The organism is Ensifer sp. 38_S197 (assembly GCF_056924495.1).
The window spans coordinates 258188-273250 of record NZ_JBXOVZ010000002.1 but is presented as its reverse complement, the minus strand read 5'-3'; the positions used below and the strand labels follow the sequence as shown (position 1 = coordinate 273250).

Annotated in this window: 9 protein-coding genes; 3 read left to right on the top strand and 6 right to left on the bottom strand. The window is 63.2% G+C overall.

Translation table 11 applies throughout. From position 1 onward, the window contains the following. The first annotated feature begins 284 nt into the window (after positions 1-284). Both gltB and AC1Z3V_RS14645 read left to right on the top strand, forming a co-directional pair. Positions 285-5009, top strand: a complete 4725-nt coding sequence (gene gltB, locus AC1Z3V_RS14650; RefSeq protein WP_483499976.1) for a glutamate synthase large subunit — start codon at positions 285-287, stop codon at positions 5007-5009. A gap of 108 nt (positions 5010-5117) precedes the next feature. Further along, positions 5118-6575 (top strand): glutamate synthase subunit beta, encoded by a 1458-nt coding sequence (locus AC1Z3V_RS14645; protein ID WP_483499974.1) that lies wholly within the window; start codon positions 5118-5120, stop codon positions 6573-6575. A 129-nt stretch (positions 6576-6704) separates the two neighbouring features. Here the strand turns inward: AC1Z3V_RS14645 and AC1Z3V_RS14640 are convergent, their stop codons facing one another. Beyond that, complete coding sequence (locus tag AC1Z3V_RS14640; RefSeq protein ID WP_483499972.1) at positions 6705-7958, bottom strand: SGNH/GDSL hydrolase family protein; 1254 nt, start codon at positions 7956-7958, stop codon at positions 6705-6707. Between the two features lie 134 nt (positions 7959-8092). Next, positions 8093-9313 (bottom strand): lytic murein transglycosylase, encoded by a 1221-nt coding sequence (locus AC1Z3V_RS14635; RefSeq protein ID WP_483499971.1) that lies wholly within the window; start codon positions 9311-9313, stop codon positions 8093-8095. 397 nt (positions 9314-9710) lie between these two features. Here AC1Z3V_RS14635 and galU point away from each other — a divergent pair, with 397 nt between their 5' ends. Beyond that, on the top strand, positions 9711-10598 hold the full coding sequence (gene galU, locus AC1Z3V_RS14630; RefSeq protein ID WP_429813284.1) for a UTP--glucose-1-phosphate uridylyltransferase GalU: 888 nt from the start codon (positions 9711-9713) through the stop codon (positions 10596-10598). Between the two features lie 128 nt (positions 10599-10726). Here the strand turns inward: galU and AC1Z3V_RS14625 are convergent, their stop codons facing one another. The 4 genes from AC1Z3V_RS14625 to hemH form a co-directional block, all read right to left on the bottom strand. After that, positions 10727-12172 (bottom strand): outer membrane beta-barrel protein, encoded by a 1446-nt coding sequence (locus AC1Z3V_RS14625; RefSeq protein WP_483499969.1) that lies wholly within the window; start codon positions 12170-12172, stop codon positions 10727-10729. Between the two features lie 109 nt (positions 12173-12281). Then, positions 12282-12740: an NfeD family protein gene (locus tag AC1Z3V_RS14620; protein ID WP_483499967.1), complete on the bottom strand. Its 459-nt coding sequence runs from the start codon at positions 12738-12740 to the stop codon at positions 12282-12284. Positions 12741-12743: 3 nt separating this feature from the next. Next, positions 12744-13742 (bottom strand): SPFH domain-containing protein, encoded by a 999-nt coding sequence (locus AC1Z3V_RS14615; protein WP_483499965.1) that lies wholly within the window; start codon positions 13740-13742, stop codon positions 12744-12746. 198 nt (positions 13743-13940) lie between these two features. Beyond that, positions 13941-14960, bottom strand: a complete 1020-nt coding sequence (gene hemH, locus AC1Z3V_RS14610; protein ID WP_483504086.1) for a ferrochelatase — start codon at positions 14958-14960, stop codon at positions 13941-13943. Positions 14961-15063: the final 103 nt, after the last annotated feature.

Sequence of the window (15063 nt, the reverse complement as noted above, 5' to 3'; positions counted from 1 at the left end):
GTCCTATTTCGGTCTGGGGACCGGAACAATCGCCGCGAGTGCCTAAAAAAATGGCAGCCGGCGTGCGAAGCGGGGGGATTTTCCGGATTTCATCCGGTTGTTATCGCCTGCCGTCAGGATGGTCGCAGACATCAGTGCCTGATGATGCCGTGCTTATTTGCGACCTGATCAGGATCATGAGACGATGAGTGCCCCGGCTTTTTGGCGTGCCTTTGCGCGCAACGAAGAGCCATGCGCGGGCGGTGCCATGCCCGGCGGTGCCGGGTTTAACAGGAGGGAAACCGATGACGGATCATTCGCCATCACAGCAATCTGGGCTCAACCTCGCACACGGCGTTGCGACGGCTGAAAAAACGCCCGCATTCCCGACTGGCCTGCCGCGAAAACAGGGTCTCTACGATCCGCGCAACGAGCATGACGCCTGCGGCGTCGGCTTCGTCGCGCATATGAAGGGCCAGAAGTCGCACCAGATCGTGCAAGACGGCCTCTTCATGCTCGAAAACCTGACGCACCGTGGTGCCGTCGGCGCCGACCCGCTGATGGGCGATGGCGCGGGCATTCTCGTGCAGATTCCCGACCGCTTCTTCCGCGAGGAAATGGCCAAGCAAGGCATCACCCTGCCGAAGGCCGGCGAATATGCCGTCGGCCATATCTTCATGCCGCAGGACGATGCGCTGGTCGAACATTTCAAGCGGGTGATCAAGGACGTCGTTGCCGAGGAAGGCCAGGTGCTGCTCGGCTACCGCGACGTGCCAGTCGACAATTCGTCGCTCTCGAAGGCGCCGGAAATCGCCGCGACCGAGCCGCGCCATGTCCAGGTCTTCGTCGGTGCCGGCCGCGATGCCGCCACGAACCCGGAGTTCGAGCGTCGCCTCTTCACCCTGCGCAAGGTGATCTCCAACCGTATCTATGACGAATACAAGGGTGAGGAGAGCAACTTCTACCCTGTCTCGCTGTCGTCCTCGACGATCGTCTACAAGGGCATGTTCCTCGCCTACCAGGTTGGCGCCTATTACAAGGACCTGTCCGACCCGCGGTTCGAGACGGCGGTCGCGCTCGTGCACCAGCGCTTTTCCACCAACACCTTCCCGTCGTGGAAGCTCGCGCACCCCTACCGCATGGTCGCCCATAACGGCGAAATCAACACGCTGCGCGGCAACGTCAACTGGATGGCGGCGCGCCAGGCTTCGGTCTCTTCGCCGCTCTTCGGCGAGGACATTTCCAAGCTCTGGCCGATCTCCTATGAGGGCCAGTCGGACACGGCCTGTTTCGACAACGCGCTCGAGTTCCTGGTGCAGGGCGGTTATTCGCTGTCGCATGCAGTCATGATGCTGATCCCGGAAGCCTGGGCCGGCAACCAGCTGATGTCGCCGGAACGGAAGGCCTTCTACGAATACCATGCAGCCCTGATGGAGCCGTGGGACGGGCCGGCCGCGGTCGCCTTCACCGACGGCCGCCAGATCGGCGCGACACTCGACCGCAACGGTCTGCGTCCGGCCCGCTATATCGTCACCTCTGACGATCGCGTCATCCTCGCGTCGGAAGCCGGCGTGCTGCCGGTCGACGAAGACAAGATCGTCAAGAAGTGGCGTCTGCAGCCCGGCAAGATGCTGCTGATCGACATGGAGCAGGGCCGCATCATCTCCGACGAGGAGGTGAAGTCCTCGCTCGCCCAGAAGCACCCCTACAGCAAGTGGCTCGAAGACACCCAGCTGATCCTCGAAGAGTTGAAGCCGGTGGAGCCGCGCGCACTGCGCCGCGACGTGTCCCTGGTCGACCGCCAGCAGGCCTTCGGCTACACGCTCGAAGACACCAAGATCCTGATGTCGCCGATGGCGACGACCGGTCAGGAAGCGATCGGCTCGATGGGCACCGATACGCCGATCTCGGCGATGTCGGACAAGCGCAAGCTGCTCTATACCTATTTCAAGCAGAACTTTGCGCAGGTCACCAACCCGCCGATCGACCCGATCCGCGAAGAGCTGGTGATGAGCCTCGTCTCGTTCATCGGACCGCGGCCGAACATCCTCGACCACGAGGGCATGGCGCATGCGAAGCGCCTCGAAGTGCGTCAGCCGATCCTGACCAACGGCGATCTCGAAAAGATCCGCTCGATCGGTCACACCGAGGATCGCTTCGACACCAAGACGCTCGATTTCACCTACGACATTTCGCGCGGTGCCGAAGGCATGCCGGAAATGCTCGATCGTCTCTGCGAGCGCGCGGAAGCGGCGGTGAAGGGCGGCTATAACATTATCGTGCTCTCCGACCGCCAGGTCGGTCCGGACCGCGTGGCGATCCCGGCGCTGCTCGCGACGGCCGCCGTGCACCACCACCTGATCCGAAAGGGCCTGCGCACCTCGGTCGGCATCGTGCTCGAGTCCGGCGAACCGCGCGAAGTGCACCACTTCTGCCTGCTTGCCGGCTACGGCGCCGAGGCGATTAACCCCTATCTCGCCTTCGACACGCTGATCGACATGCACAAGCGCGGCGACTTCCCGAAGGAGGTCGATGCGAGCGAGGTCGTCTATCGCTACATCAAGGCCGTCGGCAAGGGCATCCTCAAGGTCATGTCCAAGATGGGCATCTCGACCTACCAGTCCTATTGCGGCGCGCAGATCTTCGACGCGGTTGGTCTGTCGTCGAAGTTCGTGAACCAGTTCTTCTTCGGCACGGCGACGACGATCGAGGGCATCGGCCTCGAAGAGATCGCCGCCGAGACCGTCGCCCGTCACAAGGCGGCCTTCGGTGCCGATCCGGTTCTGGCCAACACGCTCGACATCGGCGGCGAATACGCCTTCCGCATGCGCGGCGAGAGCCACGCCTGGACGCCGGATGCGATCGCCTCGCTGCAGCATGCGGTTCGCGGCAATGCTGAGGACCGCTACCGCGAATTCGCCGAGATGGTGAACAACTCGGCGCTGCGCATGAATACCATTCGCGGCCTCTTCACGATCAAGAGCGCCGAGGCCGCCGGCCGCAAGCCGATCTCGGTCGACGAGGTCGAGCCGGCGGCCGACATCGTCAAGCGCTTCTCCACCGGCGCCATGTCCTTCGGCTCGATCAGCCGCGAGGCGCATACGACGCTGGCGATCGCCATGAACCGGATCGGCGGCAAGTCGAACACCGGCGAGGGCGGCGAGGAAAGCGACCGCTACCTGCCGCTGCCGGATGGTTCGGTGAACCCCGAGCGTTCGGCGATCAAGCAGATCGCGTCCGGCCGCTTCGGCGTGACCACGGAATACCTGGTCAATGCCGACATGCTGCAGATCAAGGTGGCGCAGGGTGCCAAGCCCGGCGAAGGCGGCCAGCTGCCCGGCCACAAGGTCGACGCGACGGTTGCCAAGACCCGTCACTCGACGCCTGGCGTCGGCCTGATCTCGCCGCCGCCGCACCATGACATCTATTCGATCGAAGATCTGGCGCAGCTGATCTACGACCTGAAGAACGTCAATCCGGAAGCGGATGTCTCGGTCAAGCTCGTCTCGGAAGTCGGCGTCGGCACGGTTGCCGCCGGCGTTGCCAAGGCGCGGGCCGACCACATTACCGTAGCCGGTTTCGACGGCGGCACCGGCGCTTCGCCGCTCACCTCGCTGAAACATGCGGGCAGCCCGTGGGAAATCGGCCTTGCCGAAACCCAGCAGACGCTGGTGCTGAACGGCCTTCGTTCGCGCGTGGCCCTGCAGGTTGACGGCGGTCTCAAGACCGGCCGCGACGTCATCATCGGTGCGCTGCTCGGTGCCGACGAGTTCGGCTTCGCCACCGCGCCGCTGATCGCCGCCGGCTGCATCATGATGCGCAAGTGCCATCTCAACACCTGTCCCGTCGGTGTTGCGACGCAGGATCCGGTGCTGCGCAAGCGCTTCAAGGGCACGGCCGAGCATGTGATCAACTACTTCTTCTTCGTCGCGGAAGAAGTGCGCGAGATCCTCGCCTCGCTCGGCGTCAGGAAGCTCGACGAGATCATCGGCGCATCCGAGCTGCTGGAAAAGGATGGCGCGATTGCCCATTGGAAGGCCAACGGCCTCGACTTCTCGAAGATCTTCCACAAGGTGGAAGCCAAGAAGGTAGAGACCTACTGGACCACGCGTCAAAAGCATCCGATCGACGACATTCTCGATCGCAAGCTGATCGAGCAGGCGAAGGTCGCGCTCGAAACCAAGGCGCCGGTCAGGATCGACGCCGAGATCAAGAACGTCGACCGTTCGGCCGGTGCCATGCTCTCGGGCGCGCTTGCCAAGCGTTGGGGCCACAAGGGCCTGAAGGACGACACCATCCATGTGACCCTCAAGGGCACGGCCGGCCAGTCCTTCGGTGCGTTCCTCGCACGCGGCATCACCTTCGATCTGGTGGGTGACGGCAACGACTATGTCGGCAAGGGCCTTTCGGGCGGGCGCATCATTGTCCGGCCGCCGGAAAACGCGAAAATCGTCGCGCAGGAATCGATCATCGTCGGCAACACCGTGCTCTACGGCGCGATCTCCGGCGAGTGCTACTTCAACGGCGTGGCCGGCGAGCGCTTCGCCGTGCGCAACTCCGGCGCGGTGGCTGTCGTCGAAGGCGTGGGTGACCACGGCTGCGAATACATGACCGGCGGCGTCGTCGTCGTGCTCGGCGGCACGGGCCGCAACTTCGCGGCCGGCATGTCGGGCGGTGTTGCCTATGTGCTCGACGAGGAAGGCGATTTCGCCCGTCGCTGCAACATGGCGATGGTCGAGCTGCAGCCGGTTCCGGAAGAGGACGACATGCTCGAGAAGCTGCATCACCACGGCGGCGACATCATGCACAAGGGCATGGTCGACGTCTCCGGCGACATGACGCGCCACGACGAGGAGCGGCTCTATCAGCTCATCTCCAATCACCTTCACCACACGGGTTCGCCCCGGGCGAAGGAGATCCTCGATCGCTGGACGGATTACCGGCCGAAATTCCGCAAGGTCATGCCGGTCGAATACCGTCGTGCGCTCGAGGATATGGAACGCATGAAAATGGCAGAGGCGGCCGAATAGGAGGCCCCGGTGACCAAGGCTCCCGATTCATCACAGACTGGTTCGGGGGCCCCTCACGCGCGCTTGGGAAAAGCGCCTGTTCAGACGCAAAGCTTTCAGGATAGTACGATGGGTAAGGTAACTGGATTTCTCGAGATTGACCGGCAAGTGGCAAAGTACCAGCCGGCTTCTGACCGCATCCGCCATTTCCGCGAATTCACCATTCCGATGTCAGAACCGGAAGTGCAGAAGCAGGCCGCGCGCTGCATGGACTGTGGCATCCCCTATTGCCACGGGCCGACCGGATGCCCGGTGCACAACCAGATCCCGGACTGGAACGACCTCGTCTACAACGGCAACTGGGACGAGGCGATCCGCAACCTGCATTCGACCAACAACTTCCCGGAATTCACCGGCCGCGTCTGCCCGGCGCCGTGCGAGGAAGCCTGCACGCTGAACCTCGAAGACACGCCGGTGGCGATCAAGACCATCGAACAGGCGATCGCCGACAAGGCCTACGAGATGGGCTACATCGTACCGCAGCCGGCCGTCATCAAGACCGGCAAGAAGGTTGCGGTCATTGGCTCCGGCCCGGCCGGCATGGCGGCAGCCCAGCAGCTTGCCCGCGCCGGCCATGAGGTTCACGTCTACGAGCGTGAAACGAAGCCAGGCGGCCTGCTGCGCTACGGCATCCCGGACTTCAAGATGGAGAAGAACTTCATCGATCGCCGCGTCGAACAGATGAAGGGCGAAGGCGTCACCTTCCACTGCGGCATCAATGTCGGCGTCGACCTGCCGATGCAGCGTCTGCTCGACGACTACGATGCCGCGCTTTACTGCGGCGGTTCGGAGACGCCGCGTGATGCGGGCATCCCCGGTGTCGAATTCGCCGGCGTGCATGACGCGATGCCCTATCTCGTGCAGCAGAACCGTCGCGTCGGCCGCGAAAACATCGACAGCGTCGGCTGGCCGTCCCAGCCGATCCTTTCCGGCGGCAAGCACGTCGTCGTCGTCGGCGGCGGCGATACGGCGTCGGATTGCGTCGGCACGGCCTTCCGTCAGGGCGCGGTCAAGGTGACCCAGCTCGACATCCGTCCGCAGCCGCCGGAAAAGGAAGACAAGCTCGCCGTCTGGCCGTTCTGGGCGACGAAGATGCGCACCTCCTCCAGCCAGGCCGAAGGCGCCATCCGCGAGTTCCAGGTGGCGACGCTCGAATTCATCGGCGACGAGGACGGCAACCTGACCGGCGTGAAGTGCTGCCAGGTGGATGACCGCCGCAAGCCGATCGCCGGCACGGAGTTCGTCATCAAGGCCGATCTCGCCTTCATCGCCATCGGCTTCCGCGGTCCCTTCACCAACAGCGTGCTGAAGGATCTCGGCGACAAGCTGACGCTCAACACCGACCGCCGCGGCTCGACCAATGTCGTCGCCAACGAGCGCGACTACAAGACCTCGGTCGAGAAGCTCTGGACCGCAGGCGACGTGCGCCGCGGCCAGTCGCTCGTCGTCTGGGCGATTCGCGAAGGCCGCCAGGCGGCGCGGGCGATCGACGAGGCGCTGATGGGTTCGACCACCCTGCCGCGATAAGCGTTTACTCCCAAGCATGAAAAGCCCCGTCCAGCTGACGGGGCTTTTTGCTGGCTATTGTCAGCTCTGAACTACGCCGGGCATTCAGATGAGCCGCCAAGGTCGCTCTAAGCCCGTCAGCGGAATGCCCTAGTTGCGGATCACCGGATTGCTGATCACCGTGCTTGGCTTCGATAGGCGGAAGTCGTCGACGCGGCCCGCCGGTGCGGCGACGACATCGCCCTTGTCGACCAGCAGGTCGCGGGGGCTCTTGCCATTGCCCTTGTCCGGGGCGGCGTTGCCGAGCAGCGAACCGGCGCCGTCGAGCGCCGGATCGGTCAAGCCGATCGGCTGGGTCTTGACGATATCCTCGTTGCCAAGCGGCGCCGTCACGACCAGATCCTTGAGTTCGTTGGCTCCCGGCACGTTCTTGTCCGTCGCGGCGGCATCGCCGAGCAGCCGGCGAATATCCTTCTCGACGTAGAAGGCGAGCTTGCGTTTGCCGGCCTTGGTGAGATTGACGCCATCGGCGCCGCGCAGACGAACCTGCTGGCCGTTGATGTCGGAGCCGGTCAGGACGAACTTGCCGCCCTCGTCGACGAAGCCGTCCCAGATGTCGACGAACTGGCCGCCAACCTTCTCGATCTCCTCACGGTAGATGCCGTTGAAGGTCACCATGTCGGCGGTCATGGCCGCCGACTGGAACGGCGGCATTCCGACCCAGAGAACCGGCAACTTCTCCTTGCGGGCAAGCGCCGCCAGCGCATTGACGCGCTTGCGGTATTCTTCCGTCCAGAGATCGCTGCGAAACCTTTCCTTGACGTCTCCCATCTGCATCTGCTGCCGGTCGTTGGCACCGAGGCTGACGATGATGACGGAAGGCTTCACTTCAGAGACATAGCCGGGAAGGGTGCCCGGCCAGTTGAAATAGTCCTCGCGCACGAGGCCGGACGAGCCGTTCGCCCGCGTCTCGATGGCGATGCCGGGGGTCATCTCGAAGGCGGTCTTCAGGCCGTCGCCGAGGCTGCCGGCCATGAAGTCGCCGACGACCAGCACCTTCTTGGCGTCCGGCGCCTTCTCCACGACCACCGGTGCGGGGGCCGGCGTATCGGCAATCTTCGGCTTCGGCTTCTGTTGCCCCTGGCCCTTTTGGCGCTGCTGCTGTTGCTGCCGCTGGCGTTTCGGGCGCGGCTGCTCCGGGAAATAGTCACGGTCCTCATAGACCGGTCGTTCGCGGGTCAGCCCGCCAAAGAGCATCTGGAACAGGTTGCGCCGCTGGACCCGTTCCTGCGCTTCGGCAAAGCTCGCGAAAAGGCTGACGACAACCATCGCCATCGCGGCGATGCAGATGGTCGCAATCCCGAACGGCGTTCGGCTCTGGTGCCCGCGGCGCTTGCTCGTCATCTGGTTCTTTACCTGTTCATAGCGTATTCCGGCGGGGATGAGCCGCTGTCACGTCTAAGCGCGCCGCACGGGTGCAGCGCGCTCATCCGACTTTATCTCACGGATACGGCGATCGTGAAACCGTTTCGAGGGCGCTAGTTGCGCAGCGCCCGCAGCAGCATCTGGGTCGGCTCTCCATCCGGCGGCAGGCCGTTCTTCGACTGGAACGCCTGGATCGCGGCCTTGGAACCGGAACCAAAATTGCCGTCGACCTCGCCGCTATAGTAGCCGAGTTCCTTCAGGCGGTTCTGCAGCTCGAACTTCTCGCTGATATCGAGCGAGCCGTCCGGACGCGGCCAGCGCTGCTGCATGCCCTGATAGCCGGCGATCTGGTCGGCGAGAAGGCCGACGCCGAGGGCGTAGCTGTCGGAGGCGTTGTAGCGCTTGATGACGAAGAAGTTCCTGGTCATGAGGAAGCCGGGGCCTTCGCCGCCGCTCGGCAGCTTGAGCTCGGCGCGCATGCTGCCGTTGCGGAAGCCCTTGCCGTTCGGCCTGATGAAACCGAGCGACGCCCATTCGGCGAGCGTCTTCGTCTGGCCGGAATATTTCGCCGCATTTGCCGGCGGCGCGACTTCGTAGCCCCAGGTTTCGCCCGGCTGCCAGCCGTTCTTCTTCAGAAGGTTGGCGGCTGTTGCGAGTGCGTCCGGCACCGAGTTCCAGATGTCGCGATGGCCATTGCCATCGGCGTCGACCGCATAGAGCAGGTAGCTCGTCGGGATGAATTGGGTGTGACCCATGGCGCCCGCCCAGGAGCCGGTCAGCTCGCGCGGCGTGATGTCGCCGCTCTGGAGGATCTTCAGCGCGGCGATGAGCTGCTTCTTGGCGTAGTTCGAGCGCTTCGGATCGACATAGGCAAGGGTTGCGAGTGCGCGCGGCACGTAATGCAGACGATCATCCTTCTCGAGCACGGCGCCGTAGTTGGATTCCATCGACCAGATCGCCAAAAGGATGGTCTTGTCGACGCCGAAGCGCTTTTCCAGCGCGTTCAGCGTGCGGGCGTGCTTGGCCGCCATCTCCTGGCCGACGCGTTTGGTGTAGGGGTTCACGCGGGAATCGATATATTCCCAGATTTTGTGCTTGAACTCCGGCTGATAGTTCGCCTTCTCGATCACCGTCTGGTCGGGCGTCTTCACACCGGCGAAGGCCTGCCGATAGGTCGCCTTGGTGATGCCTGCCTTGGCAGCCGTGGCGTAGAATTCGTTGATCCAGTTCTGGAATCCGGCATCGGCGCGCGCGGGCGAGGTACCGAGCGCGGCGGCGGAGAGGACGAGGGCGGCTGCGATATGACGGAAAAACGTCCTGCGGTTTCTGATCATCAGCTGTCGGTTCCGTTTCTCTGCGGGGCCTCGGCCGTCATGGCCCGATTCGCTCCGCAAGGTGGCAGTCTGGGGCCAGCCTCGACGGTGGGGGCAGTCGTCGGCGGCTCCTGTTTCGGATCCGGCCGCGATTGTTGCATTGCCGGATTGCAACGAATCTACAGAAACGTGGTCAACAAACCCTTTACCATGAAATTGTGGTGGCGTCTTCCGCTGCAGAAAATGTCAAGCCATGGTCGTGGAGTTCGCATATGCATTTGTTCCGTCGGTTCATGCTGTGTTCAGCCGACAGCATAGAGATTGCGGCTCCATTACGGAGCGCTGTATGGTTCAGACGGATTGCCGTTCGGGACCATCCGGCAAGACTTATGAGTGAAGTCCTATCAAGGAGGTATCGATGACCGACAAGCGTAAAGTCCGCAAAGCCGTGTTCCCGGTCGCAGGGCTGGGCACACGTTTCCTGCCGGCCACCAAGGCCGTGCCGAAGGAAATGCTGACGGTGGTGGACAAGCCGGTCATTCAATATGTGGTCGATGAGGCGCTGGAAGCCGGCATCGAACATCTGATCTTCGTCACCGGCCGCAGCAAGGCGGTCATCGAGGATTATTTCGACATTCAGGTCGAGCTCGACCAGACGCTGCGCGAGCGTAACAAGAAGGCCGAGATCGCGCTGCTCGACGGCATTCTGCCGAAGGCAGGCACCACCAGCTTTACCCGCCAGCAGGCGCCGCTCGGCCTCGGCCATGCGGTCTGGTGCGCCCGTGACCTCGTTGGCAACGAGCCCTTTGCGCTGCTGCTGCCGGACATGATCATGAAGGGCGAAAAGGGCTGCCTCAAGGGCATGGTCGAGCTCTATGAGCAGAGCGGCGGCAATGTCATCGCCGTCGAGGAATGCGCTCCGGACCAGGCGCACAAATACGGTATCGTCGGCGTCGGCGACAAGGTGGGCGATGGCTTCAAGATCACCAAGATGGTCGAAAAGCCGGCACCGGGCACGGCCCCGTCCAACTTCTTCATCAACGGCCGCTACATCCTGCAGCCGGAGATTTTCCCGATCCTCGAAAAGCAGGAGCGCGGCGCAGGCAACGAAATCCAGTTGACCGACGGCATGCTCAAGCTTTCCGACAGCCAGCAGTTCGCCGCCTATCACTTCCGTGGCGACACCTATGACTGTGGCGCCAAGGATGGCTTCATCCTGGCAAACGTCGCCTTTGCGCTGGAACGCGGCGACATCCGCCCGAGCGTCGAGGGTCCGCTGAAGAGCCTGCTTAGCGCTCTGAGGTAATTGCCTTCGTCATGAACTCGAGAAGGCCGCGTCCCCTGGACGCGGCCTTTTCCGTTGAAGACGGCGGGCTTCTTTGAAACGACGCAACTCCGGTCGGAAAGCCGCTTTACAGTTTTCCTGGGATTGCTCTAGCGCCGCAGCGTCAGGCCGACGCCGACGCGGGTGATGTCCGTCGTATCGCCCTGGTCGCGGGTCGTGCGCTCGTAGCTGACATCGCCCGTCAAGGCCAAGTATCGGTTGATGTCGTAGGTCAGGCCGGCGCCGGTGCGCCAGGTGGTTTCGTCGGACGAGCGGGCGTCGGAGGGATAGTTGCGCAGCGTCAGGCTGTTTGTCAGCCGTGCGACCAGATCCGAGCGCATCTGGTGGGTGATGATGTTGGTGAGATTGTAGTCGATCGACCCCGCATCGCCCGGCGTCGTCGACGGGTTGAGGTCGGTCGAAACGGCGAAGAGCACATCGGTGCCGCGCTGCGGCGACCAGTTGAGGCGTCCGTCGACCGAAAGGCCGCTGAGCTCGCCGAGCCGATCGTCCTCGAAGTTGTAGGTCTCGTAGCCGAGGCCGAGCTCGCCATAGAGTTTCTCACCGAGGTCGAGCTCGATACCGCCGCGTCCGGCATAGGTCTGGTAGGAACGTTCAAAGCCGAGCGGATCCTCGCGCAGGTCGTAAAGCGATTTGCCGACGGAGGCTTCCAGGAACGGGATCAGCGCCGGCGACAGCTCGTAGCCGACCCGGGCCGTGAGGATGCCCGTATTGCGATTGCGGTATTTGACCGACAGGTTCGTGCCGTTTTCGAGTTCGACATCGCCGTAGGTACGCCGGTCGAAGTCGATACCGACCGAGCCGCGGATCAGGCCGAAGTCGCGCTCGATGGCGGCACCAAGGCGGTAGGTGTTGACCGCGGACTGGGTCTTGGCGTTCGAGATCGCGTTCGGGTCGTCGGCGTCTTCACGCTCGAAACTATAGCCGGCGCGGAGCCGCGCGATCGTTTCGTCCCAGAGATCGAGCCGCAGTTCCGCGTCGACATTGGCGCGCGGCTCTTCCTCGCCCTCGCCAGAGATGTTGTTTTGCAGGACGCCTTCGCCGGTGACGGTCAACTGATGCCGCGACCAGTCCGAGGTCAGGGTGCCGCGGATCCCGGTTTCGAGGTAGCCGCGGTTCGTCTTGGTGTCTCCGTCCTTGCGCCATTCGTGGTTGATGGTCTCGCTGACGCTGGGGCGCAGCGTGAAGGTGCCGATGCGAGCGCCCGGTGCGCGATCGTATTCGGGGTTATAGGTGCGCAGCCGCAGGCCGTCGATCGTCGGCTCGCGCTGATTGAGGCGGAGGTAATCCTCGTTCTGCGCCGGCGGCAGGTCGTCGCCGCTGACGGCGCCGGTGGTCTGCGGATCGGCGATTGCGGGCGTTGTAGCCGGAACGGCTGCCGAGGAGGTGCTGACGCCATAGGACGTCGTCGGTGCCGTGGCCGTTTGCGCGAGCAATGGCGATGGTACGAACAGGGCAGCGCCGGCCAATAGCAACGCCAGCGAGGTCGAACGCCGCGCGTCTCCTTTGGTCGAGCGAGATGAGCCTGGCACCATATGCCGATTGTCCACGAGCCTGATTGCAATCCTTTCGCAATCGTAAAGCGACGTGGTTAAGCAATCGTTTCCAACCGCGAAAAACGTCGTGGCATCAGCCGCTTGCCGATCAGGCGCTTTCCACGGTCAGGTTCCGCCCGTGGGTGGAAACGACACGGACTCGGGTGCCGGCCGGCAGGTCGGGCCCTTCGATGATCCAGATCGTATCGTCGAGCCGGATACGGCCGCGCCCTTCGGCGATCGGCTTCTCCAGCACGGCGGTGCGGCCCACGAGGCTTTCCGCTCTCCGGTTCAGCAGGGGCTCATCGGTGGCTTCGGACGAGGAGAGAACAAAGCGACGGCCGAGCAGGACCGCGACCACCGCAAGCAGCGCGAAGAGGACGAACTGAACCTGCCATGTCCAGAAGCCGATCTCCCAAAGCATGAGAGAGAGAATTCCGACTATGAGCGCGGCGATCCCGATCCAGATCAGGAACACGCCGGGGGCGACGAGTTCGGCGGCGAGCAGCACGAAGCCCAGGACCCACCAGTTCCAGGGCCCGAGTTCTTGAATGGCGCGTTCGAGCATCGGCTACTTTCCTTGCGAAGGATCGGCCGGGAAGGCGGGTGTGGTGCGCGGCGCCGATTGACGCGGACGCGCAGTCTGCCCCGACGGGCCATCACCGAAGACTTCCTTGGCAATGGCGCCAATCCCTCCGAGCGAGCCGATCAACGACGTGGCTTCCATCGGCATCAGCACGATCTTCTGGTTGTTGGCGGTGCCGATCGAGGCGAGCGCCTCGGTGTATTTCTGCGCAACGAAGTAGTTGATCGCCTGAACGTCGCCGGATGCGATGGCGTCGGAAACCATCTTCGTTGCCTTGGCTTCGGCCTCGGCCAGACGTTCACGGGCTTCGGCGTCGCGGAACGCCGCCTCGCGCTGGCCTTCCGCCTCCAGGATCGCCGACTGCTTTGCGCCTTCGGCGCGCAGGATCTGTGCGTTCCTGGCGCCTTCGGCTTCCAGAACCTGGGCGCGCTTCTCGCGCTCGGCCTTCATCTGCCGTGCCATGGCGTCGACCAGATCCTTCGGCGGTGCGATGTCCTTGATCTCGACGCGGGTGATCTTGATGCCCCAGGGGTTGGCGGCTTCGTCGACGACGCGCAGCAGTCTCTCGTTGATCGTATCGCGGTTGGAGAGCAGCTCGTCGAGATCCATCGATCCCATGACCGAGCGGATGTTGGTCATCGTCAGGTTCAGGATGGCGATTTCGAGATGGGCGACCTGGTAGGCCGCCTGCGCCGCATTCAAGACCTGGTAGAAGGCGACGGCATCGGCCGAGACGCTGGCATTGTCCTTGGTGATGACTTCCTGCGTCGGAACGTCGAGCACTTGCTCCATCACGTTCATCTTCGCGCCGATCCGGTCAATGAAGGGCACGATCAGGTTCAGACCCGGCTCCAGCGTCTTGGTATAACGACCGAAGCGTTCGACCGTGTAGCGATACCCCTGTGGCACCGTCTTGATCCCCATGAAGAGGACAAACACGATAAGAACCACGAATGCGACGACGACGATATCCAGCCCGCCCAAGAGACGCCCCCCAATTTGTTGTCCCGACCCGAGACAGCACCTTAGCGCAATAGTTGTCGCTCCGGAATCGGTTTCCGCGGGTGGCGCATGGATTCAAAACGTTAGACACGTGCACTCGCCGGTGAGCGCCTGCGGTCCGTTCATCCGGAAGTGGTGGTCGAGGCGCCACTTTTTCAAGCGGCGCGGCAAAGAATGGGTTTAGAGCCAGCCGGCGAGTTCGCGGCGCACGACGTGTTCGAGAACCGCCATGCCTTCCGCACTGTCGTTGAGACAGGGAATGTGGGTGAACTTGTCGCCGCCGTTGTGGTGGAAGCTCTCGGCCGCCTGCTCGGCGATCTCCTCCAGGGTTTCCAGACAGTCGGAGACGAAGCCGGGATTGAGGACGGCAATGCGCTTGACGCCTTCCTGGGCGAGCTTCTCGACCGTCTTGTCGGTGTAGGGCTGCAGCCATTCCTCGGGACCGAAACGCGACTGGAAGGTGACCTGGAGCTTCTCCTTGGACCAGCCGAGCTTTTCGCGCAGCAGCCGCGCGGTCTTTTGGCACTGGCAGTAGTAAGGGTCGCCCTTGTCGAAGTAGCTCTTCGGAATCCCGTGGAAGGAGGTCAGAACCACTTCCGGCTCCCAGCCGAGTGTCGCCAGGTGGCGCTCGATCGAGGTCGCCAGCGCGTCGATGTAGACCGGGTCGTCGTGATAGGGCGGAACGGTGCGCAGCGCCGGCTGCCAGCGCATTTTCAACAGCGCCTCGAAGGCCTTGTCGTTGACCGTTGCGGTGGTGGCGGCGGCATATTGCGGATAGAGCGGGAAGACGAGGATGCGTTCGCAACCAGCCTTTTGCAGCGCCTCCATGCGCGAGGCGATCGAGGGTTGGCCGTAGCGCATGCCCCAGTCGACGATCACATCGGGACGATCGGCGAAGGTCTTGGCCATCAGTTCCGCCTGATTGCGGGTGTAGGTCCTGAGGTAGCTTTCGTTCCGCTCCTTGTTCCAGATCGTCTCATAGGCCTTGCCGACCTTGCCCGGGCGGGTGTTGAGCACGATGCCGAACAGGATCGGATACCAGAACAGCCGCGACCATTCGATCACCCGGCGGTCCGTCAGGAACTCCTTCAGGTAGCGGCGCATCGAGGCGTAGTCGGTGCCGTCGGGCGTGCCGAGATTGACCAGCAGAACACCAACCTTTCCGGATTTGACGGAAGGGTGGTTGGCAGGGGCGGTCATGGCAAGGTGTTCGGTCATCTTGATCCTCGTCGGTCCCCGAAATCGGGGCTCCGCTTCCGTTTGGAGCCTTCAGTTTCAAGTCCTTCTAAGTAGAAAAGCCGGC